Genomic DNA, 23,198 nt, shown 5'->3' with positions numbered 1-23,198 from the left:
TGGGGTTGGGCACCGGGCGGAAGGTCTGATCCTTGGCATGATCACCAGTCGTTGTAGCGGGTCATCAGCTCGCCTGCTTGCGCGACTGGCTCCACTTCCATTACCGCCCCGGGCCATACCGTCCTCTTCCAACGCCTGGGGCTGCTCGCCGTGGTGCACCGAGACCACCTGCCAGCACGGTTAAGGCTATCGATATCGTGGTCGGTGAGGGTAAAGCAGATGCCGGGGCGAGCTCGGGCAGGTCACTCTCGGCCTCGGCGGTGGTGGCGTCGGCGCGCAGGGACTCTAAGCGGTGGCGGGTAAACGGCTTGCCGGAAGCGTCCTTCTTATAGCGGCCGGGGTAGTCGAAGTGTCGTAATCCTCCCGCTGGGCGTGTTCGCCCAGCCCGGCGACGATGTCGTGGATCTGCGCGTAGGGCGGGTTCTTAAAGGTGTAGTCCTTGAGCATCGCCGAGGCGGGGCGCACGCGGTTGGCCTGACGCAATTTACGCAGGTGGCGTCGGGGCGGTGTGCCCCCGGCGCGACCGTGGTAGGTGCGCTCGCCCACGCTGGGCAGCACCACGGTGGCATCGGCAAATACCAACTGGTGTTTGCCGCCCTCGGTTCTCAAACTCATGGAAATAGAAGCAGCCCTCTTCGGCGGCTAAACGCTCGATAAAGGCCAGATCGGTCTCGCGGTACTGAACCAGAAACTCCCGATCAAGGGGCGTGCGGGTGGTGGCAAAGCCGATATCGGTGAGGCTGCGCTCATTAGCGAGGGTGGTAGGCATCAAACGGCGAGGTGTCCTGAAAGATACGCGAATTATGGCGCAGCGATAACCGCCACAGTGCGGGCGAATCTCCACCCGATAGAAGCTGCGCCGGTGTCCCCTATCGCCGCGGTGCAGCTCTGAAATCATCCCATGCACGCGGCGCGTGGCTCGCCGTCCTGCCAAATGGTCAGGTGGCGTTTTGATCCAAACAGTCGCTGGGCGACAGGTCGTGGGTGCGGCTGGCAAACTCAACCGAGAGCGCAAACGGCTCCGACAGGCCTCACGGTGGGTAAAGCGCACCACGGCGGTGTCATCGGCCCCGGGTAGGGTCAGGGTAAATTGCAGGCCGGTGTTATCCGCCATCGCTCCGCTCCTTGGATCATCAACTGCTAATGAGAGGCAGTCAGGATAGCGAGCCAGGGGCAGAGGGCAACCCCTTGAGGGCACGAAGCGTCAATGTCTTACACGCTTGTAAGAGATCTCTTACAAAATAGGGCCGAAGACTCATCAAACAGGCAGCCAGCATTCAATAAGCCACTGACGTTGTGACCAACAAAGTTGCTATGCTTATTGGCTATTTTGACTATGTACACTGGAAGAAACCTTCGTGAAGACAGAATCAAGCACTCTAGCGTTCTCCGCTTTTATGGCGCTGTTAATTGGTTGTGCAGGCATCGTGGCCACACTCGCCACCAACTCCCAGGCGATCCTACTGGATGGGCTGTTTAATCTGATCTATTTCAGTGTTGCCCTGGTGACGATCAAGGTGAGCAAGTTAGCCAGCCGCCCCGATAGCGAATCCTACCCGTTCGGCTATAGCTACTTTGAGTCGCTAGTAAATCTGTGCAAAGGGCTGCTTATTTTAGGCGTGTCTATTTTTGCCTTGGTCGATGCCATTGCCGCCCTACTCACCGGCGGCCGTGAGATCGCGGCAGGCTTGGCGGTGCTGTACGCGCTATTCGCCACCGCGGCTTGTTCACTTACCGCTTGGGTGATGCACCGCAGCCAGCGCCACGTATGCAGCCCACTGGTGGCGGCAGACAAACTCAACTGGCTAGTCAACAGCGTTATCTCTGCCGCCGTGCTAGCCGCTTTCTGCCTGGTGATGCTGTTTGAGCGCCTAGGCTGGCAGACAATTCTGCCCTACGTGGATTCGGTGTTGGTCATTGCGGTGGTGGTGCTGTGTTTAGGCGTGCCGGTGCGGATGGCCTCCCAAGCCTTGAAGGAGTTGCTCAACAGAACCCCGGAAGAGGCTATCGCGGTGCCCGTTCGCCAAGCCGTGGCGAGTGCCTTGGCGGATACCGACACCCAAGAGGTGCGGGTGCGCATGGTCCGTCCTGGGCGCCTGCTATATGTGATAGTGCATGTGGTACTACCCGACGCATCCGATGTTTCGGTCTCCACCCAGGATTTACTCAGGGCACGCGTCGATGACGAGGTGCGCCGTTATTACTCTCCCGTGGTGTGTGACGTGGTGTTTACTGCCAACACCCGCTGGGCAGCGCCCTCCTGTGGTCTATTGGTAGAGAAGCAACCATAGATCAGCTGTCCAAGTTACCGAGCCTTGCGCAATAGAACTAGCGTGGCGATCACGCCCACCAGCAGCGCAAGGCCAAATAGCGTTAACGCCAAGGTATGCCCTACAGCATCAATGAGTACCCCAGTAGTGATCACCGGGATACTGAAGCCCAGATAGGCCATCAGAAAATAGCCCGCGCTGGCTTGGGTGGCTTGTTGGCTAGCCGAGGCATCCGCAATCGCCAACACGCCGCTTAATCCCCCAGGTAGATAAACCCATAGCAGGCGCTGCTTGCAGCTACCGTGCCCAGCAGCACCGCCACAAGATTTCCGTGAACAGCACCCCAGGCGATCAACCCATAGGCAATCGGCAAAATCACCAGCCCCAGTTGGGTAGCGCTGCGCTGCGCAAGTCTTCTCGCCCAGGGCTGAAACAGCACCCCGCAGCTGCAGATACCGAAGGTGGCGAAGCCACTCCAGGCGGATAAACCGTGTTGGCTTAATGCCGAAGGCAGAATCGCAATCACTAGCCCCACCAACGCCCAGGCCAACAAAATCGCCAACCCATAGGAGATAGCCCCTTGGGGATAGCTGGGCAAACGCAGCATAGGACTTTTAGTGGTGCTCGGTGCACGATCCTTAAGCGTGGTGACCACCACCAGCGCCAACGAAGCGGTAGCCAAATAAATCCACAGGCTGGGTGGCGATACGCTTGGGGTGTGGAAAACAAACAGGCTAGTCACCGCGGCCCCTAGCCCAAACCCGAGAGCGGTACTGGCCGTTACATAGTTAGTCGCCACACGGTTGTCCTCACCACCCAACAGCATCTGCATATAAGCGGGAGCTACCGCAGACGTTAGCCCCGTACTGATACCCAGCAGAAAGCGTGCAACACCCAGCGCCAGCAAACCGGGCGCTATCAGGGTGATCCCGGTCGCCAAGAGACATAACAACAGCGCAGTCATAATTAGTGGCTTGCGCCCTACCCGATCGGCCAAGCCATTTAACCCCAGCAGCACCGGTATAATACCCACCACATAGCAGGCAAAGGCGATGCTGGTGGCGCCAACGCCCAAACCATCCCGCGCCGCCAGCGCATCGTAAAGAGGGGCCTGTAAATTAACCGCCGTGGTAATCGTACATAGCGCAAACGCCAGGCAGGCTGCGCTCCTTTTATTGATCGTGCGATTGACAGTGCGGCTCATGGCTAAGTCCTAAATAAGTACGTCATTGAACCGCTACCCTCCCACGCTTACCTCGCGGCGGTAAGGTACACTTAACCCCCACTTTCCAAACACTGTTCCGCCCTTTTAGCGAACAGTTGAAAGCCATAGGGCACGTTATGAAACTAGAGGTTAATCGGCACGCCACAACGCCCATCGCCCAGCAGCTCGAAGCGGGTATTCGCGCTTGGATTGCAACTCACGGTGCCGGTGGTGGCCGTCGTTTACCCTCTATTCGCCGCTTAGCCGCCACCCACCACATCAGCCGTAATGCGGTGATTGAAGCCTACGAACGGCTTGTCGCTTCTGGCTTAGTGCGTTCACGACCCGGTTCAGGTTTTTATGTGGCGGATAGCGCGGCAGCACTGGTATCACAACCCGCAGCTACGAGCGGGTTGGAAGAGGTCACCAACGGGCTATGGGGGCTTTTCAGTGCCAATGAGCACACGCTCAAGCTGGGCTGCGGCTGGCTGCCCAGCAATTGGCGCGAAGGTGATGACCTAACTCACGCCATTCGCCAAGTGGCACGTAAAAGCCGTTCGGGAATTTTCGAGTACAGTACCCCTCAAGGGCCGCAGGATTTACGCGGTTTAATCCAGGAACGCCTGCGCCCACTGGCGATTACTGCGGACGCCCAACAGATCGTGATGACCGGTGGCGGTAGCCATTCGCTGGACCTACTGGTGCGGATGCTGCTTGAGCCTGGCGATGTGGTCTTCGTGGAATCACCGGGCTATTACAATCTGTTCGGCCTGCTGCACTTACAGCGAATCCGCGTAATTGGCGTGCCGCGATTAGCCGATGGGCCTGATATCGAGCGCTTGGAGGTGTTGTTGGCCAAGCACCGCCCAAAGCTGTTCTACATTAACAGCGTTTTTCACAACCCCACGGGCAGCACGCTCACCCCGGCGGTGGCGCACCGAGTGTTACAGCTCGCCGAGCAACACGATTTTCAGATTATTGAAGACGATATCTACGCGGATTTTCAGCACACCCCCACCACCCGCTTGGCAGCGCTAGACGGTTTGAGCCGGGTGTTCTACCTGGGCAGCTTTTCGAAAAGCCTTTCCTCTTCACTGCGAGTAGGCTTTGTCGCCGCCCCCGTGGCTTGGGTGCAGCGCCTTGTGGATATCAAGATGTTGACCAGCATCTCCGCTTCGCGGTTTGCCGAGCAAGTGGTCACCACCCTGCTGCAAAACGGCAGCTACCGGAAGCTTACCGAACGGCTGCGCATCAAGCTCGCCAATCAAATGGCAATGGCACTAACGATGCTGAAAAATGCCGGCTGGGAGGTGTATACCCAACCGGCTGGTGGGATGTTTGTGTGGGCAAAAACCGGTAGCCATCGCCCCTGAAACCCTGAGTGAACTGGCTAACCGGTGGGAAATCACGCTATCGCCGGGGCATCTGTTTTTCGCCGATCACCAGCCAACGCCCTGGCTCCGGCTTAATGTAGCCTATATACAAGATCCCAGAGCCAAAGGGTTTATTGAGGCGGCAAGCTAGGATTAAAGCGACCCTTCTGATATCGCTGAAGGGGGCTGGTAACCCCCCGTTAATTACAGCTCGCGTTTGCCGTCGACTAACCGCGACACCTTCAGCGGGTTGCCCTCTTTAAGGGCGTCGGGCAACAGGCCTTCAGGCAGGGACTGGTAACAAACCGGCCGTAAGAAGCGGTGAATGGCCGCCGAACCGACGGAGGTCGAGCGCGAATCAGAGGTGGCCGGGAACGGGCCGCCGTGCACCATGGCATGGCACACCTCGACACCGGTGGGCCAACCATTGGCGAGAATACGCCCAGCCTTGCGCTCAAGCGTAGGCAGCAGCGCTTTAGCGGCATCCAAATCGGCGTCGTCCATATGCAGTGTGGCGGTGAGCTGGCCTTCCAGCTGTTCAGCAACACGTTTTACTTCCGACGCGTCTTCGCACTCAACAATCAACGAGCTGGCACCGAACACTTCCGCCTGCAGCGCTTCAGATGCGAGGAAATCGCTCGCTGAGGCAGCAAACAGGCCTGTCTGGCACTGGTAGTCGCTGCCGGTTTGACCACGGGCGATTTCGCGCACTTTGGCTGCGCCGCTCAGGCTGGTCACGCCCTCTTGATAGGCGCGGTGGATACCCGGCGTCAGCATTGTCTGCGCGACGCTGGCTTCCACGGCGCCTCGCGCTGCCTCAATGAAGGCATCCAACTCAGGACCTTTTTCCGCAATGACCAGGCCAGGATTGGTGCAGAACTGGCCCGCGCCCATATTGAGTGAGCCAACAAAGGCTTCGCCCAGCGCTTTACCGCGCGCTTTAAGTGCCGCCGGTAGCAAGAAAACAGGGTTAATGCTGCTCATCTCAGCGTAGACCGGGATCGGCTGAGGGCGTGCTTGCGCCGTTTTCATCAACGCCATACCGCCACTGCGCGAGCCGGTGAAACCAACCGCTTGAATACGCGGATCATCTACCAGCGCCTGGCCAATTTCGTTACCGGCACCAAACAGCAGCGAGAAAACGCCTTCCGGTAAATTGCAGGCTTTTACGGCTTTTTGAATCGCCTGGCCCACCAGCTCAGAGGTGCCTGGGTGCGCAGAATGACCTTTCACCACCACCGGGCAGCCAGCCGCTAGGGCCGAAGCGGTATCACCACCCGCAACCGAAAATGCTAGCGGAAAATTGCTGGCACCGAAGACAGCGACAGGCCCCAGGGCGATATGACGCTGACGCAGGTCAGCACGCGGCAGCGGTTGGCGATCCGGCATGGCCGGGTCGATGCGTACATCAAGCCATTCACCGGCACGCACTACTGAAGCGAACAGTCGCAGCTGCCCGCAGGTTCTGCCTCGCTCGCCTTCAATGCGTGCCTGGGGCAGGCCCGTTTCAGCCATGGCGCGCTCAATCAGCTCACTACCGATCGCTTCTATTTCACTGGCGATGGTTTCTAAAAACGTAGCGCGCTCTTCGAGAGACGTTTCGCGGTAGATGGCATAGGCCGTTTCAGCTAGCTCGCAGGCTTGCTCAACATGGGCTCGACTGCCGCCAGTATAGATAGGCTCTAGTTTTTCACCGGTGGCTGGGTTAACAGCTTGAATATTGGCTTGAGTGCCGGTCACTGATTGTTGACCGATCAGCATTTCGCCTCGAATCGTCATATGTTGCTCCTTATATGGGTCAGTGGTATCACTGGTCGCGATACTGGGCGTATGTATTGCGCGCCCGATTAAGGTGCTGGTACATGGTTTCGCGAGCTGCTTGAGCATCACGAGAAAGAATAGCTTCGAGAATGTAGGCGTGCTCTTCCTGAACTCGCTCTAAATAGCGCTCTGAGGAGATCGGGTTAATATCAATACTCAGCAGCTTGGCGCGGGGAATCACGCTCTGACTCCACTGCTTGTAGAAAGATTGAAAGAAAGGATTTTTGGTCGCCGTGGCAATCGCAAAGTGAAACAAATAATCCTCTTCTCGAGCTTGGGTTTTTGCAGCATACGCATTGCTAAAAGCAAGGTGCTGCGCTTCGAGCCGTTGACGATCTTCATCATCATGGCGTAAGGCAGCCAGTTCAGCTGCCGCTGGCTCTAAGGTTAGCCGCAGTTCCAGCAGGTGCAAGATATCTTCCACGGTGGTCGGGTTTATGCGCTCTGCAGGCCGCGCCTCTACCGTAGAAGAGCGCAGCACCGAAGTGCCTACACCACGTCGGGTCTCAACAAGCCCCAGGGATTTAAGGTGTGTGATGGCCTCACGTATGACTGTGCGGCTAACGCCAAAGGAGTCACAAAGACTGTTCTCAGTGGGCAGTTTTTCTCCCACACCTACTTTCCCCTGGGTGATCAACGCTTCCAACTGGTCGGCCACGTGCACGGACAAGCTTCCCTGCTGTGTCACTTTACTTATTTGAAGCGGTTTTAGGGCAGATGCCGCTGCGCTGGTTTTGACCATGGAAGCTATCCTTCATTAATATCCAAGTTGTATTATATCGTACAACCTAGGTCTTGGAAGTGCCAATAAACGGCTTCTGAATGACCCCAGGCAGCCTGTTTTCTATTTTTAATGCCATCACGAGTAATAACAAATATTTTTTCATACCAGATATAACACATCATACAAGAAAAAAGGTAGGTCTGGTTATTGTGCCAAGCAAGCATAACTAACGAAATCTAAACCAAAGTTACAGTAGCACTTTGATAAAATCAGCTCATCAACATTACGGTCCCACATACCTTACCCCCCCTTGCTTATGGCGCAATCGGTGCATGCTTTTTGTTGCAGCCTTGTATGATGTAATACAACATGTGGTTCATAGAGGAATCCAAAGGCGATAAGACTTAACGCAACCCTCATACCGGCGAGATCACACAAGGTTCTTTACTTGCATAGCGCCACCTTGGGTGGATAACCCGCAGCCCTTAATAGAGTAATCATCAAGGAGTATCACCATGCTGTATGATCACCGTACCTATACCTGCACACCTGGCACGTTGAAGAAACAGATGGCGCTCTACGAAAAGCATGGCTGGGCTATCCAAAAACGTCACCTTGGCGAACCTCTGCTATATGGACCGGTAGAAACAGGCAATGTGAATTCCTATGTGCATATCTGGGTGTTTAAAGATGCCGCTGACCGTAGCCAGCGGCGCGCCGCCATGCAGAGTGACCCAGAGTGGGCCGCCTATCTCAAGAAAAGTGCCGAGGCGGGTTATCTAATTAGCCAGGAAAACAAGATTGTTGTCCCCGCCCCCTTCTTTAAAGACTGATTTCTTGATTAGCGGGTCTCTTCATGAAGTGGTTCCTTTATGAACGAGCTTTAGCTGAACGCAGTGCTGTGACGGTAGTGCGTGTTGAAATACGTTCCGGGTCAGTCACAAGCTCGATCACGGCAGGGCGACCCGAGGCCATGGCCCGCTCCAGAGCGGGCTTGAAAGCGGCCGTATCGATAACACGTTCGAAATGCGCGCCAAGCCCTGCTGCCAATTGGCCGAAATCGGGATTCACCAGGTCGGTTCCCGAGACGCGGTTGGGATGTTCACGCTCCTGGTGCATACGAATCGTACCGTAAGTACCGTTATTGAACAGCAGTACGATGGGCCGCCCGCCATGCTGTACGGCGGTGGCAATCTCAATACCGCTCATCATAAAACCACCATCGCCGACAAACGCCAGCACACACTTATCGGGCTCGCGTAAAGAAGCTGCCACAGCGGCAGGTACGGAATACCCCATTGCCCCGCAGGTTGAGCCAATAATCCGACCAGGACGCTGGTAAGCCAGAAAGCGCTGCGCCCAACCGGTATGGTTTCCGGCGTCCAGAGTGACGATACACTCCTTCGGTAGACTGTCGCGCAACGCATGCATCGCCGCTCCCATATCGAGCGGGTAATCGTGTGACGGAGGCAAAATATCGGCAAGATACTCATCTCGCAACGTTTTGCACCACTCACTCCAACGGCTGCGCTGCCCCCAGTCGTGAGCGGCTAACGCTGCAGCCAGCTTATCAGGGGCCGAAACAACGCCCAGCGCCGGACTAAACACACGGCCTATCTCATCCGGGTCAATATGCACGTGTATCAGCGTCTGGCTGGGGTTTGGTGAAGTCAGCGTGGTGTAGGTTCGGGTGGTCATCTCGCCTAACCGGGCTCCGACGACCAACAGCAGGTCTGCCTCGGCTAGGCGCTTAATCAGTGACGGCACCACGGCAGTACCGAAATCACCGACATAGCATTCCGAGGCATTATCGAGAATATCCTGACGGCGAAAGGAGCAGGCTACGGGAATACCGTTAGTTTCAGCGAAGGTGCGTATCTGCCCGCAGGACTCATCTGTCCAGCCCGATCCACCAACCAAAATCATCGGACGTTCGGCACGGGAGACCAGGGCAGCGATTTTCTCGATTTCCTCCACGGCAACGCCCGGCCTTGACGGCGTGTAGGGAACAGCGTCTTCGACTTCGACGATATCGGTTAGCATATCCTCAGGTAGCGCCAGCACCACCGGGCCAGGCCGGCCTGATGTCGCCACCCGGAAGGCGCGCGCCATGTATTCGGGAATTCGGCGAGCATCCTCAATCTGTGCCACCCACTTAGCCATACCGCCGAACATCACCCGATAGTCAATTTCCTGAAACGCTTCCCGATCCATCGAGCCACGGTCGACTTGGCCGATCAGCAGGATCATTGGCGTCGAATCCTGCTGGGCAATATGAACGCCAATAGCGGCATGGCAAGCGCCAGGCCCGCGTGTCACCAGGCAAATTCCAGGGCGCCCCGTCAGCTTGCCATAAGCCTCGGCCATATTCGCCGCTCCGGCCTCGTGCCGCGCATTGTAGAGGGTGAAGTGTTCACGCTGATCATAAAGCGCATCAAGCACTTCCAGGTAGCTCTCTCCGGGCACACAGTAGCCACTATCAGCCCCGTGGATCAGGAGTTGGTCAACCAGTACTTTTCCCCCGGTACGCGGTAGTGGGCGAGTTTTTGTTGTCATGTTGGCATCCTAATGGCAGAGAAGAGCGCCCCCAGCCGTTCGTGATGATCAATACAGGAGGCGCATAGCGAGTAACAGAAACCAATCTTGTTGTGTACAAATGTTTATTAAGATCACGGAATGGCATCAAGCTTCGGCTTCTTGCGCAGAATCAGATAGGCGAAAACGACGGTTAATGCCAGGAAAGCAAGGCTGTCTAAACTCGTCAGAAAGACTATCGGGTTACCGTCATTGAACGATAAGGAGCGTCGCAAATACTGCTCCAGATCCGGCCCCAAGATGAAGCCTAGCAACATGGCCACAACCGAGTAGTTATGTTTGCGCAGGAAGAAAGCCAACACACCAAACAATAGGGCTAAAAACATCTGAAAAATTGAGTAGGTCGCCACATAACTTCCGACGAGCGCTACCACGGCGATGGCGCTGTAGAGCAGACCACGGGAGATTGAGACGATACGAATAAAGTACGGCCCGAACAGGAACAGCGTCAGCGGATGAGGATCAAGGCGCTCACAAACAAAGAGGCAAACATGGGAGCTATTAGATCAGCCTGCTGTTCAATGAGACGTGGCCCTGGCTGTAAACCATTGATAACCAAAACGCCAAGTACAATAGCTGTGGTAGGGTCGCCCGGAATCCCGAACATTAGCATTGGCACAAAAGCACCGCCACACATGGAGTTGTTCGCCGATTCAGCCGCGGCAATACCTTCTCGACTGCCGTTGCCATACTCCTCAGGCTTCTTCGAACCGCGTTTGGCATCAGCATAAGCCACAAAAGCGGCCATCGAGCCACCCGCGCCGGGAAGGATGCCAATCGCATAGCCAATGAAGGCGCTCTTAATATAGGTAAAGAAGCCCACTTCGCGGATTTCAGACCAGGGGGGGATAAAATCGCGCCGACGTATTTTTAAGCCCTTCGCCCTATTCAGGGAGCCTTCCAGAGAGAGGTTCCAGTTCTGCGCCTGTACCAGCAGCTCACTGACCGCAAACGCACCGATCACCACCGGCATTAAACCGATACCTTCGACCAGCAGTTCGGTGCCGAACTCAAAGCGAGGAATCGGCTGAAGTACATCGATGCCTACGGTGGCCAGCATGATACCCAGCGTGGTGGCGACAATTCCCTTGGCGATAGCGCCCTTATCGACAAGGATAATCACCACCAGTGCGAAAAGCACAAGGGAGAATTTCCCCGGGGTGCGGATCAACAGCGCTAGCTCACCTGCAATGGGCATAAACGCCATGAGCAGTAACGCGCCGATTGCCCCACCGATCATCGAGCCCAGCGCCGCGTGACCCAGCGCATTGGCGCCCTGCCCTTTTAACATCAAGGCGTTGCCTTCCACGGCGGTCATCATTGACGACGGCGCACCGGGAATATTGATGGTCGTGGCTGTTATGCTGCCGGAGTACATCCCCGCCATAAAGATCGAGGCACACATGACCAGCGCTGGCACAACGTCAATAGTGTAAGTAATCGGCAATAGCAGGGCTATTGCCAGTACAGAGGTAAGGCCTGGCATCGCACCGAAAAATGTACCAATCAAGAAGCCGGCAATCATGAAACCAAGTACTTCCCAACTCAACAGCGCTTCGAAACCGCCCAGAAAACTGACAAAGGTCTCCATCAGAACCCTCCTAACAGGGGAGGTAACCGCACCCCGAAAATACCGGCGAACAACCCATAAAAGAGCGCTGTAACGGCGATCACATAAAATATAAAGAAGGCGGGCCGATGTTTTTCGAAGTCAAAGATAAGGAAGAGGGCTACCACGAAACCCAGCGTAGCGGGCACGTAACCCAAGGGACGAAACAAGGCGATGTAGATGCCTGTCGCCACCACAATCAGCAATGGCCTTAGCAGAGAGCCACCAGCAGCCGCCTCTGCTTCTTTGCGCCACTCTCCTACGATTACGACTATCAGCGCTGCATACATGATGAACGCCATCAGGATAGGCATGAAGCGCGGCCCCACAATGGTGTCACCACCAAACTGAGAGCGTATGCTCAAGGCTTCCGCCAGGTAGATCGTGGTCAATATCAGCAAGAAGGCAGGAAAAAGTACTGCCGACCTTCTAAAGCGTTCGACGTTGTTCATTGACTCAAAATCCTCTGCTTGAGATAGCTGTGGCACCGGTAACCGGCGCCACGCTCTTTGAGTAGCGAGTTACTTGGACATCACGCCTGCTTCTACCAGCGCATCCATTTCGCTGAACAGTGACTCGGCCGTTTCATCAGCCCAGGCAGTCACCTCATCGGTACCCAGCCAGTTCGGCGTAACACCGACGTTGGCAACCCACTCTTGAAACTCATCACTGTCGTAAGCCGTTTTGTAAGCGCTTTCCAGTACGTTAATGGCTTCTTCCGGGGTGTCTGCTGGTGCGGCGAACACAATAAAGCTGCCAATCTGGAGGTCGATCCCCTCGTCAGCGGTGGTAGGCACATCGGGATACGTCGGGTTTTGCGTATCGGAGAACTCAACGAGACCGCGTACGGTGCCATCTTCCAGGAGATTGGAAAAATCGCCCAGGCTGGTAAGTGCAACATCGACCTCATCGGACAGAATGGCCTCTTTCTGAGGAGCAGCTCCGCCAGGATAAGAGACGATTCGGAACTCCGTACCGGTCGCTCTTGAAGCTGTAGAATCGCTAGATGGATACGCCCGCCAAGATTCTGAATGGCTACGCGAATCTCACCAGGATTTGCCTTAGCCGCTTCAATAAGGTCATGAATCGTTTGATAGTCGGAATCGGCGTCAACAACGATAGCGTCGGGCTCGCTTGTTACTCGTGCAATCAGCTTCAACTTATCAATATCGTAACTGGGCAGCATGGCTTGCCAAGGCACGGTCACCAGGCTGTCGTAGGTTAACGCGCCAATGGTATAGCCGTCGGGCCGGGCGCTCATAAGCTGGCCAATACCAGTGGCACTCACGCCACCCTCGATGTTTTCTGCATACATGGAAACATCAAGATTTTCTTCAGCGATGGTGGTCAGTTTTCGAACGATTCCATCGGTACCCCCTCCGGCCCCCCAAGGCACAATCACGCGAATATCGCGCTCGGGGTAGTCAGCAAGCGCCACGCCAGTTAGTGAGGATAAAGCGACGGCAGCGGACAGTGTTAGCAGGGCTTTGTTGTTTTTGTACATTGTGTACTCCTTGGTTTAAAACCTATCAGCAAACTATTTCTTACGATCAAGTCATACATCATACAACCTGAAACTTAGTGTGTTCTTGTTAGCGCTACAATAGAGAGATGTAAAAACTAGACCAAAGTCGAGCGCTTACCTAACTGACCACATCTCTCTATCGGTAATACGTCTGGCTAAATCCATCATCATCGAGAAAGTACTTTAACGAACGAGTGCGGGACGCTTAGGATCAAACTCCCACCCAGGAATCAAAAACTGCATCGCCATGGCATCATTTCGCTGTGTGGTATCCAACGATTTATAAAGACTATGCGCCTCCATAAGCTTCTCTTCATCAAGCTCAACCCCCAGCCCTGGGGTGGTGGGCACCTTGAGTTTGCCATTGCGAATGAGCAATGGGTCTTTAGTGATTCGCTGCCCGTCTTGCCAAATCCAATGGGTATCAATCGCGGTAATCTCACCCGGGCAAGCCGCTGCGACGTGGGTCATCATGGCGAGCGAAATATCGAAGTGGTTATTACTGTGAGAGCCCCAGGTCATGCCCCACTCGTTGCAAAGCTCACCCACTTTTACCGCACCTTGCATGGTCCAGAAATGACAGTCTGCCAAAGGTATATCCACCGAATTGAGCTGAACGGCGTACTGCAGCTGTTTAAAATCGGTCGCAATCATATTGGTAGCGGTGGGTAGGCCGGTTCGCTTCTTAAACTCGGCCATAGTCTCGCGCCCTGAATAGCTCTCTTCCTGGCCACAGGGGTCTTCAGCATAGCTGAGCAGATGCTTGATAGGCTCCAACACGCGCACCGCTTCATCCAGTTTCCAGGCACCGTTGGGGTCAAGCGTCAATCGAGCATCGGGAAATGCATCATGGAGCGCTCGAATGCAATCGGCCTCCTCTTCCCCACGTAATACACCGCCCTTTAGCTTGAAGTCTTTAAACCCATAGCGCTCATAAGCGGCTTTGGCCAACTTAGCCACGGCCTCGGGTGTTAGCGCTTCTTTGTAGCGTATTTCATCCCAGCTATCTTGTGGGTTATACGCGTTAGGGTATGGCAGGTCTGTCTTGCCCGGGTCACCCAGTAAAAACAGGTAGCCCAATGCCTCGACTTCATCACGCTGACGGCCGTACTGCCCCAGCAGGTCGGCGACGGGTAGCTGTAGTGCCTGCCCATAGAGGTCTAACAGCGCCGACTCAATTCCGGTGATCACGTGTACCGCTACGCGCAAATCAAACGTCTGACGCCCCCGCTCTTCGCGTCCGTTCTGAGCCAATCGCAGGCGAACCTGATTGAGGGTGTGCTTGATGTTATTGATTTGCGAGCCTTCCACCAACTCACGGCACTGCTCCAGCCCCTTAAGAATGCCGCCACTGGAAGGGATCTCACCCACGCCTTGATTACCTGCATTATCCTCAAGAATGACCACACAGCGGATAAACCAGGGGGCATGACCACCACTGAGATTTAATAAGAAACCATCGTAACCAGCGACAGGTACCACTTTCATTGATTTAATTTTTGGAAACATATCTCGTAAACCTCTACTTATTATTGACCCAAGTTGAAACTTTATTCAGGTGATCAAGTCACTGGCGCAGGATTAAACAACACCAAATCGTTATGAATTCCCAGTCGGTCGGCAGCGGCCTGTTGGCGGCCGCTGGCCACGTCCAGGATGAGGTGGAAAAGCTCCCAGCCCACCTCTTCGATACTGGCATCACCGGTGGCAATGCGCCCCGCATCGAGATCGATAATGTCGTGCCACCGTTTTCCCAGAGCTGAGTTGGTGGAAACTTTCAACACCGGCACCATGGCTAGACCATATGGTGTACCCCGACCTGTGGTGAATACCTGCAGATTCATGCCTGCGGCTAACTGAAGCGTGCCACAGATGAAATCGCTGGCCGGGGTCGCGGCGAAGGTCAGCCCCTTACTGCGTAGCCTTTCACCAGGGCCGATGACATCGACAATCGGCGAGTTGCCCGACTTGATCACCGAGCCCAGCGCCTTCTCAACGATATTGGAAAGCCCCCCCTTCTTGTTGCCCGGTGAGGTGTTGGCGCTACGATCAGCCTGGCCTTGAGCCAAATAGTTGTCGTACCACGCCATCTGCTCAATCAGTGCCCTACCCACGTCTTCGTCAATAGCCCGCGGGGTTAACAGATGTATGGCATCGCGCACCTCGGTAACCTCTGAGAACATCACACTGCCACCCGCTCGCACGATCAAATCGGTCGCAAAGCCCACTGCGGGGTTAGCTGTCACCCCCGAAAAGGCATCGCTGCCGCCACACTGCATGCCGACGACGAGCTCGGACGCCGGGCAGGTTTCACGCTGGCGTCGATTGAGTCGCTCAAGGTGTCGTTCGGCCATGGCCAAAATACCCTCAACCATCTCGCCGAAGCCCTGAAAAGAGTCATCCTGAAGGCTCAACACGTTGGCTTCCGGGTCGGCCGCCTCGGTGTTTTCATAAATTTTCACCGGTCGATCGGAAAGCAGTGTCGAGGGTTGCAGCTTCTCGCACCCCAAACCGATGATCATTATTTCGTTGCCGAAGTTGGGATTCAGGGCGATATTTTTAAGCGTTCGAATGGGCACAATAGCCGCAGGCGCATTAATGGCGACCCCACAGCCATAAGAGTGATTAAGCCCCACCACATCATCCACGTTAGGAAATCGCGGCAGCAGCTCGCGTTTGATCCGCTGCACGACGAAGTCGACGGTGCCGGCGACACACTGCACGCTAGTGGTGATACCCAGTACATTTTTGGTGCCCACGCTACCGTCAGGGTTACGAAAGCCCTCGAAGGTATAACCTTCAAGCGGGTCGGTTTTCGGTGCTGGCCGAGTCGCCAGCGGTAGATCCGCAAGCGGCGGTGGTGTCGGCATGTGCAAGTTGGTCTCACTGACGTGGCCGCCTTGGGGAATAGGCGTAGCTGCCGTACCGATCACTTCACCGTAGCGAATGATGCGCTCACCCTCCGCCAGATCGACAAGGGCCACCTTATGCCCCTGCGGGACAGCCATTGTGGTGGTAACTCCTCCCTCAATGACGGCACCCTCAGCAAGACCGCCCGGTTCAACCACGATGGCGACATTATCGTTGGGGTGTATGCGAATCACGCGCGTATTAGTCGTTGTCTGTTTCATGACCCTTTCCTGAGGCTGTGCGTGTACTGCCAGTTACCTGGGTCAGCTCCATTTTTTGCCTGGCGCGGGATTTGAAGCCCATGACGATGGCGAACATTACCGAGGCGACAATCAACCCCCACAGCACCATGGCGATGGGACTCTTGGTGAAAAAGATCGAGAAAGTGCCGAACGACTCCAGGCTCTTGACGAAGTAGACCTCGGCTTGGCTGCCCAAGATAAAGCCAATAATTAGCGGGGCCACTTCCAAACCAATTTTCTGCACCAGGTAGCCTAAAATGCCGAAAATAAGCAGCGTCCAGACGTCAAACATAATGCCGTAGTTGATGGCATAGGCCCCCACTACACACATCATCACAATGATGGGGAAGAGAATATGCTTTGGCACCATCACCACTTTGGCGATGTACTTAATGGCATAGAACATTAAGAAGAACATCACGATATTGGCGAACACCAAAGCCGTCATCATGACGTACCAGGTCTCGGTATTCTCAGGAATAAATAGCGGCCCTACCTGGATGCCCTGCAGGGTGAACGCACCAATCAGTACCGCCGTCGTCGAGTCGCCAGGAATACCTAGCGATAGCAGTGGAATCAAAGCCCCACCGGTCAACGCATTATTAGCGGACTCCGAGGCAATAAGCCCCTGAGGCGCCCCTTTACCCATTTGCGATGAATCACGGGTTAAGTTTTTCTCTTGGGTATACGCCAGCACGGAGGCAGCGCTGCCACCGACCCCTGGCAACATGCCAACGAAGGTGCCAATAAACGACGAACGCACCAGATTGGTCAGGCGTCCATTAAAGATTGAAAGCGAAAAGCCGCCTCCTTTGCTGATCTTTATGCGTTCGTTGACTAGCCCGCTCTTTGCCCCCTTTTCCGCCTCAAGCAGAATCGTGGAAATACCAAAGACACCGATCAGCACCGGCAGCAGGGAAAACCCTTCAAATAAGTAGGGTTCCATAAAATCGAACATCAGCCGGGTCTTGCCATTTCCGCCATCAGATATGCTGTAGTCGCCAATCAGGCTCAACCAGATGCCGATAACGCCACTAAAGATGCCAATCAGCATGCTGCTGGACAGCGAAGCAATGACACTCAGCGCTAATAAAATGATCAAAAACTTCTCTACATAAGAGAACTTGATCGAGAAATCGGCCAGCAGAGGCGCAAACAAGAACAGTATAGCGGCGCTAATAAGCCCGCCGACGACTGAAGCGATGACACAGATCTTCAGCGCTTTCTCACCCTCACCCTTTTGAGCCATCGGGTAGCCATCAAAGGTGGTGGTAATGGAAGAGGGAGTGCCGGGAATATTGAGCAGAACGGCGGGCACCATACCGCCCGAGATACCCCCCACGTACAGCCCCAGTAGCAGCGCCAGACCGTGGTGTAGCCCAAGGGCATAGGTGAGCGGTAAGCAAACAGCGACTGCCATGGTGGCGGTCATGCCGGGGATCGCGCCGAAGATGATGCCGACCAGAGCACCGAACCCGGCGAGTAAAAAGAAGGTTATATCGAGAAGTGAGAGGAATTCCATGGTGGCACTCGCTCCGGTCACGGTAAGGTGATAGTGAACAGCTTGGCGAGAACGAACCAGGCCAGACTAGGGGCGACGATGGCATTGACCACGACGATGGTAAGCGCCTTTTTCGTCCAGTCATGCAGATAGAGCAGTGACATCAGGAGAACGAAAACCATCGATACCAGCAGGAAGCCATAGCCTGTGTAGGGGAACATATCGCCCACCACGGCCATGAAGTAAAAATACGCCGCGATCAAGACGAGAGTGCCAATAAAACGGAAATTATCTCGAGCCTCACCCACAATGGGCAGTGTGCGCTCTCCTCGTTTCACTGATGCCATGAAGGGAGCTACCTTTGTCATTAAAATCAAGACAAAGAGTCCCGCCATGATCCAGTGAATAATCCTCGGGAAAAACAGGTGGGAGGTCTCGAAATCGATGGAGACACTAAGCAGACTTGAAAGACCTGATTCCATAACAGCTCCGGGCATTAGCAGCAGATACCCTGCTTACTATTGTTCTATAGCGGCTCATGCATAGGAGAGGCAGCCGCCGCTCACGCAGCGGGCGCCATACCTTTACTTGATGTTGCTGATGATTTCTTCGTAGCGAGCCATTTTATCGGCGAGATACTCAGAGGCTTCATCAGAAGGCTTGAAGTTGGGGATAAAGAAGGCGTTCTTCTGAGTCTCCTGTATTTCACCTTCCGCATAGATATCCGTTAGCGCTTCATCGATTTGCTCAACAATCGCTGGATCCATGTCTTTGTTGTAGAGGAAGAAGAACTCCTTATCGAATGTAAAACTCTCGTCATCGCCCATTGTGACGTGCACGTTTGGCTCTACATACTCCAGCAGTTGCTCACGAGACGTTTGGCCAAGCCCCTCTTCCGGGGCCTGTTCAATGGTATCTTGCCGGGCCGTCAACCAGACAAAACGCATCGCTTTCTGGTCGTCTTCAGGTAACCGCGTGTACTGCTCGTTAGCCTGCACAGTGCCATTAATTACATCGGCTTGGCCGTCAAAAAGCTGCTGGTTTTTGTCGGATTGAGAACCGGTATTGACAGCGACCAGGTTGTCTTCCTGACCAGGATGCTCAATAGCGATGGCATTTTTCAGGGCACTGAAACCAATCTCCGATACGCCACCCGGCTGGATAGCGACCCGCACAGTCTCACCATTGCCTACTGCAGCAATGATGTCGTCAAGGGTTTGGTAAGGTGAGTCTTTAGGCACCAGGTAGGCATTGCCTGGGTTGATTGCAAGCGTCGGCCCGACGGTATATTTCTCAAAAATATCGTCGTAGCCCTCAACCCCATACAGATGGCCAAGATAGGACTGATCGTGGAAGATCATCAGCGTATTGCCACGAGAGTCCCGGTCAAGTGTGCGAAAAGCAGAGCTTGCACCAACGGCATCCACCTTCATGTTGAGATCCAGCCTTTCAGCTAGCTGATCCACCACAATAGTAGAGTTTTGATACGTATCCCCGCCGGTGGACGTTGAACCGATAACCACACGAATATTGCCCCGCAATGGGCCATCTTGGGCCATGGCTACGCCAGCGCTGACGCTCAATGCTGCCATCAGCGCTGCTGAACCGACACTTGTCATTAATCTATTGGAAATGCGCATACTTTCACCTCTTTCGCTCGTTGTTAAATTGTTATAGCTCAGTGGTTTAATGGCTTAGTGAGCTGGCGCTTTATTACTATTTAACGCGATCGATCAACTTTTTAAGCTCCTGACACTCCGCCTGGGTTGGCATTGTCAGCGGCGCGCGAACACTGCCGGCGGGACGGCCAACAATGTCTGCGCCTGCTTTGATCAGGCTAACGGCATAGCCCGCTTTTCGATCCCGGAGGTCTACGAAAGGAATAAAAAAGTCGTTAGTGATCTGTTTCACAACGTCTTTATTACCTTTGCGCAACTCCTTGTAGAACTTCACTGCCATCTCCGGCACGAAGTTGAAAACAGCCGATGAGTAGGTATTTACGCCAATGGAGACATAGGCCTCGGCAAAAATTTCAGCCGTGGGAACGCCGCCGATATACACCAAACGGTCACCCACAGTTTTGACGATTTTGTTAAGCGCCTGAATATCGCCTTTGCCATCTTTTAGCCCCACCAAGTTAGGGCAATGGTCGGCAAGCTGCTGAACAGAATGAGCATTCAGGATGCCATTACCGCGGTTGTAATAAATCACGTTGACTGACGTGGCATCACAAATCTGGCGGGCATACTCCACCAAGCCATCCTGCGGGCACTCGGTAAGGTATGGCGGCATCAGTAGAATGCCGTCAGCGCCCGCTTCTTCGGCCGCTTTTGCAAAGGCCTTGCCGGCTTCAACGCTTAAGCCCGCGCTAGCAATGACGGGCAAGCGACCGTCGATTACTTCGACAGCGACGCGAACAATCTCGCGATACTCATCAAGTGACAGGTTAAAAAACTCCCCCGTGCCACCTGCGACGAAGACCGCCGAGATCTCGTGGCTGATGAACCACTCAAGCCGCTTGCGGTAGCTCGCCTCATCGAAACGACCTTGACTATCGAAATCGGTAATCGGGAACGATAGCAGACCATCGCCGATGGCTTTTGTTACTTCTTGTCTTGAAAACGTCACTTTGCGCCCTCTTTAAAATGTGTTGACCACTGAATGAGCAGACATCATTAGCTAGCCAACAACCTTATGTCATACATCATACAACCTAGAAGATAAGTATCCTGCTAGCAGGGTGCAAGCAGAACTACCGAAATTTAAACCAAAGTAGCAGCCATGCCCTGTAAACCTGTTGAGGATTAAAACGCCTGTAACTAATCACCAGCAAGCTCACAAACAGAGCGCCATAGCATGTCATCGATAACAATCGACCTCTCTCCATATCGCTGTTCAGCGGTCGACTCGCCTGGCCAGCGCACTGCGCGCCCCGGCTCGGCAGGCGTGGTGGCGGCCAGATGAGACTGAATGCCTTCGACAATGCTATCGCAAGCTTCGCGACCGCCGAGTTGTACCGGGTCAAATACCATAAACACCTGACTGCAACCACCACCACTGCCGCGCTGAACCTTATCAATGGCATGGCTAGGACGCCCTTGAGCGAGCAGTGCTGCTAACGCATCCAGTAGGATCGACAACCCAGAGCCTTTCCAGTACCCGGTCGGCAACAAGCGACGCGTCGCAGCGATCGCTGCGGGATCACGGCTCAACACTCCACGCTCATCAAAACCGCCGTCAACGGGCAAATGCTCGCCCTTCAGCTGAGTCGTCTGTAGCTTCCCATAGGAAAACTGAGACATCGCCATATCAAGCACCAGAGGCCCGGTGCTATGCGGTACGGCCATCACCAACGGGTTATTGCCAATCGATTGGGAAGCACCACCCCAGGCAGGCATGCACGACTCGGTATTGGTCCACATAATCGTAGCGAACCCTTGCTCAACCGCATGCCAACCATAGCTTCCGCCCCGCATCCAGTGGGTTGTATCGCGTAACGCCACCAGCCCCATACCATGCTCACGCGCCAACGCCATGGCACGCTCTGTGGCATGAAGTGCATTGACCACACCTATTCCAAAGCCTCCATCAAGCACCTCAATCGCGCCCAATCGCTGGACAAGGCTTGGCTTAGCGTCGATATCGACCCAGCCTTTCCCGACGTACTCAATGAAACGCGGAACCCGCCCGATACCATGCGAATGTACGCCGTCGCGGGTACTTTCAGCATGGATTTGCGCGCAGGTCTCAGCATCAGCGGGCTTTAGCCCCGCCTTCAATAGTGATTTCTCAATCGTACTGCGCAACGTCTCAAAATCGATGTTAGCCATCACTTCCCCCCCACCATTAAAAAAGCCCACTCCGCGAGTGGGCTTCAACACCCCAGCCGCCTCGAATGGCGGCCATGGACTTCAAGCAGCGCCAGACGCCGCGTCTTGCTGTCGAGTACGGTAGTTCTGCCACAGTGTCAGCGCCAGCAACCCTAAGGCGATGACTAAAAAGGTAACGCTGATGGGGCGGGTGAAAAATGGTGTCCAATCACCACCGAAGGTCTGCAGCCCCCGTCTCAAGTTAGATTCCGCTATAGGCCCCAGAATTAAACCCAGTATTACCGGGGCGGTTCCAAAGCCATATCGGTTGAGAAAATAGCCGAGCAATCCAAAAGCCAGCATTATGTAGAGGTTAAACACATCCCCATCAACTCCGTAAACACCGATAAAACAGAAAACAATGATAGCCGATATCAACTGTTTTCTTGGCACTAGCAGTACACGAACAAACAGCTTGATACCTAAACACATGATGACAAGCATGAAGAAGTTAGCGACTAAGTACGCTAAAAATATCCCGTAAATGATGCCACTCTGGCTTTCAAATAGCATCGGTCCCGGCGTAACGCCTTGAATCATTAAACCACCCAATAGAACAGCCGTCGCGGCCTCGCCGGGGATGCCCAGCGCAAGCGTAGGAATTAACGCCCCACCTAATAAAGCATTGTTCGCGCTCTCAACGGAGACAATGCCAGCACCATGTCCCTTACCAAACTTTTCAGGTGTTTTAGAAAAACGACGTGCTTGGTCATAGGCCACCAGTGAGGCGATACTGCCCCCAGCGCCAGGCACTGGGCCCACGACAGAACCAGACACTATACCGACGAGAAGGGCGCGCCAATTGCGCAGCGTTTCAATAAACCGCGGGCGTGCAATATCGACCTTATGGGGGCTATTCTGAAGTTTATTGGAGGGGTCATATTCGAAGGCATCTTTCAGCACTTGTGACACAGCGAATAACCCAATCAGCGCCGGTAAAAGGTTAATCCCGGTCAATAAAGACAGCTGTCCAAACGTAAAACGGTCAACCCCCGCAATAGGATCTGTACCGATGGTAGAGCAAAAGAAACCTATCAGGCCTGCAATCAAACCTTTCAGGAGGGACTTGCCCGCAACAGAAGCAATAATGACTAGCCCGAAAATGCTCAGCGAAAAATACTCCGCAGCACCAAATCGCAATGCAAACTCAGCGATAGGTGGTGCGAGAAGACTTAACACCACCATACTAGCTACACCGCCAAAGAAAGAGGCAACAATTGCCAGCCCCAGGGCTCTCCCCGCTTCCCCCTTTTGAGCCATTGGAAAGCCATCGAACGTAGTCGCGACCGAGGATGGCGTTCCTGGAATATTCAACAATATGGCGGGTATCGAGCCACTGGCACCAGCACCACACAGGGTACCCAGCAGCATACCAATACCCATCACAGGCGGCATTCCAAAGGTTACCGGCAATAATAGGGCTATCGCCATGGCCGATGTTAAGCCTGGCAATACCCCCATGATAATGCCTAGGAAAGTCCCACCGGCAATCGCCAATAATGTACCCAACTGGAAGACCAGCCCCAAACCATCAATATAACCCGTTAGCATCTCA

18 protein-coding genes and 4 pseudogenes are annotated in these 23,198 nt (G+C 54.5%); 3 read left to right on the top strand and 19 right to left on the bottom strand.

From position 1 onward, the window contains the following. Positions 1 to 100: 100 nt before the first annotated feature. From FDY98_RS27070 to FDY98_RS27060, 3 genes and pseudogenes are all read right to left on the bottom strand, one after another. Positions 101 to 337 (bottom strand): annotated as a pseudogene (locus tag FDY98_RS27070) (hypothetical protein); the annotation flags it as partial. Further along, positions 286 to 558: a hypothetical protein gene (locus FDY98_RS27065; protein WP_340146853.1), complete on the bottom strand. Its 273-nt coding sequence runs from the start codon at positions 556 to 558 to the stop codon at positions 286 to 288. The pseudogene FDY98_RS27070 and the gene FDY98_RS27065, both read right to left, overlap by 52 nt. Further along, positions 485 to 1,114: a contractile injection system protein, VgrG/Pvc8 family gene (locus FDY98_RS27060; protein WP_340146757.1), complete on the bottom strand. Its 630-nt coding sequence runs from the start codon at positions 1,112 to 1,114 to the stop codon at positions 485 to 487. Before FDY98_RS27060 ends, FDY98_RS27065 begins: the two co-directional genes overlap by 74 nt. A gap of 244 nt (positions 1,115 to 1,358) precedes the next feature. Here FDY98_RS27060 and FDY98_RS05155 point away from each other — a divergent pair, with 244 nt between their 5' ends. Then, positions 1,359 to 2,291: a cation diffusion facilitator family transporter gene (locus FDY98_RS05155; RefSeq protein WP_027959939.1), complete on the top strand. Its 933-nt coding sequence runs from the start codon at positions 1,359 to 1,361 to the stop codon at positions 2,289 to 2,291. 14 nt (positions 2,292 to 2,305) lie between these two features. Here the strand turns inward: FDY98_RS05155 and FDY98_RS05150 are convergent. Then, positions 2,306 to 3,474: pseudogene (locus FDY98_RS05150) on the bottom strand (MFS transporter). 137 nt (positions 3,475 to 3,611) lie between these two features. Here FDY98_RS05150 and FDY98_RS05145 point away from each other — a divergent pair. Further along, positions 3,612 to 4,998 (top strand): annotated as a pseudogene (locus tag FDY98_RS05145) (aminotransferase-like domain-containing protein). A gap of 53 nt (positions 4,999 to 5,051) precedes the next feature. Here the strand turns inward: FDY98_RS05145 and FDY98_RS05140 are convergent. Continuing rightward, positions 5,052 to 6,626 (bottom strand): aldehyde dehydrogenase (NADP(+)), encoded by a 1,575-nt coding sequence (locus FDY98_RS05140; RefSeq protein ID WP_027959942.1) that lies wholly within the window; start codon positions 6,624 to 6,626, stop codon positions 5,052 to 5,054. A 28-nt stretch (positions 6,627 to 6,654) separates the two neighbouring features. Next, the gene (locus tag FDY98_RS05135; protein ID WP_022521772.1) at positions 6,655 to 7,410 is read right to left on the bottom strand and encodes a FadR/GntR family transcriptional regulator; all 756 of its coding nucleotides are present in this window, start codon (positions 7,408 to 7,410) and stop codon (positions 6,655 to 6,657) included. Positions 7,411 to 7,907: 497 nt separating this feature from the next. Here FDY98_RS05135 and FDY98_RS05130 point away from each other — a divergent pair, with 497 nt between their 5' ends. Next, positions 7,908 to 8,225, top strand: coding sequence for an NIPSNAP family protein (locus FDY98_RS05130; RefSeq protein ID WP_022521774.1), 318 nt, complete (start codon positions 7,908 to 7,910; stop codon positions 8,223 to 8,225). Positions 8,226 to 8,262: 37 nt separating this feature from the next. Here FDY98_RS05130 and FDY98_RS05125 read toward each other — a convergent pair whose 3' ends face one another. The 13 genes and pseudogenes from FDY98_RS05125 to FDY98_RS05070 all read right to left on the bottom strand — a co-directional run bounded on the left by FDY98_RS05125 (position 8,263) and on the right by FDY98_RS05070 (position 23,194). Continuing rightward, the gene (locus tag FDY98_RS05125) at positions 8,263 to 9,948 is read right to left on the bottom strand and encodes a thiamine pyrophosphate-binding protein (protein WP_027959944.1); all 1,686 of its coding nucleotides are present in this window, start codon (positions 9,946 to 9,948) and stop codon (positions 8,263 to 8,265) included. A gap of 113 nt (positions 9,949 to 10,061) precedes the next feature. Beyond that, a complete protein-coding gene (locus FDY98_RS27055) occupies positions 10,062 to 10,382 on the bottom strand; it encodes a hypothetical protein (protein WP_340146852.1) in 321 nt (106 codons plus the stop codon). A gap of 53 nt (positions 10,383 to 10,435) precedes the next feature. Then, entirely contained in the window at positions 10,436 to 11,578 is a 1,143-nt protein-coding gene (locus FDY98_RS05120; RefSeq protein ID WP_340146756.1) for a tripartite tricarboxylate transporter permease, read from the bottom strand. Continuing rightward, positions 11,578 to 12,048, bottom strand: a complete 471-nt coding sequence (locus FDY98_RS05115; RefSeq protein ID WP_027959946.1) for a tripartite tricarboxylate transporter TctB family protein — start codon at positions 12,046 to 12,048, stop codon at positions 11,578 to 11,580. Before FDY98_RS05115 ends, FDY98_RS05120 begins: the two co-directional genes overlap by 1 nt. A gap of 69 nt (positions 12,049 to 12,117) precedes the next feature. Further along, a pseudogene (locus FDY98_RS05110) lies at positions 12,118 to 12,911 on the bottom strand (Bug family tripartite tricarboxylate transporter substrate binding protein). Between the two features lie 393 nt (positions 12,912 to 13,304). Further along, positions 13,305 to 14,630 carry an enolase C-terminal domain-like protein gene (locus FDY98_RS05105; RefSeq protein ID WP_027959948.1) on the bottom strand — a complete coding sequence of 442 codons (1,326 nt, stop codon included), beginning with the start codon at positions 14,628 to 14,630 and terminating at the stop codon, positions 13,305 to 13,307. A gap of 53 nt (positions 14,631 to 14,683) precedes the next feature. Next, positions 14,684 to 16,252 (bottom strand): galactarate dehydratase, encoded by a 1,569-nt coding sequence (garD, locus tag FDY98_RS05100; protein WP_027959949.1) that lies wholly within the window; start codon positions 16,250 to 16,252, stop codon positions 14,684 to 14,686. Next, on the bottom strand, positions 16,233 to 17,795 hold the full coding sequence (locus FDY98_RS05095; RefSeq protein ID WP_051051997.1) for a tripartite tricarboxylate transporter permease: 1,563 nt from the start codon (positions 17,793 to 17,795) through the stop codon (positions 16,233 to 16,235). The genes garD and FDY98_RS05095 overlap by 20 nt, the downstream gene beginning before the upstream one ends. A gap of 17 nt (positions 17,796 to 17,812) precedes the next feature. Continuing rightward, a complete protein-coding gene (locus FDY98_RS05090) occupies positions 17,813 to 18,256 on the bottom strand; it encodes a hypothetical protein (RefSeq protein WP_022521782.1) in 444 nt (147 codons plus the stop codon). A gap of 102 nt (positions 18,257 to 18,358) precedes the next feature. Then, a complete protein-coding gene (locus tag FDY98_RS05085; protein WP_027959950.1) occupies positions 18,359 to 19,414 on the bottom strand; it encodes an ABC transporter substrate-binding protein in 1,056 nt (351 codons plus the stop codon). A 76-nt stretch (positions 19,415 to 19,490) separates the two neighbouring features. Continuing rightward, entirely contained in the window at positions 19,491 to 20,402 is a 912-nt protein-coding gene (kdgD, locus tag FDY98_RS05080) for a 5-dehydro-4-deoxyglucarate dehydratase (RefSeq protein WP_027959951.1), read from the bottom strand. 191 nt (positions 20,403 to 20,593) lie between these two features. Further along, complete coding sequence (gene yiaK, locus FDY98_RS05075; protein ID WP_027959952.1) at positions 20,594 to 21,604, bottom strand: 3-dehydro-L-gulonate 2-dehydrogenase; 1,011 nt, start codon at positions 21,602 to 21,604, stop codon at positions 20,594 to 20,596. 81 nt (positions 21,605 to 21,685) lie between these two features. Then, positions 21,686 to 23,194 (bottom strand): tripartite tricarboxylate transporter permease, encoded by a 1,509-nt coding sequence (locus FDY98_RS05070; RefSeq protein WP_027959953.1) that lies wholly within the window; start codon positions 23,192 to 23,194, stop codon positions 21,686 to 21,688. Positions 23,195 to 23,198: the final 4 nt, after the last annotated feature.

The organism is Halomonas sp. PA16-9 (assembly GCF_009728585.1).
Classification (GTDB): domain Bacteria; phylum Pseudomonadota; class Gammaproteobacteria; order Pseudomonadales; family Halomonadaceae; genus Vreelandella; species Vreelandella titanicae.
Note: the sequence above shows the minus strand (reverse complement) of the source record. Positions and strands in the feature narration are given on the sequence as shown.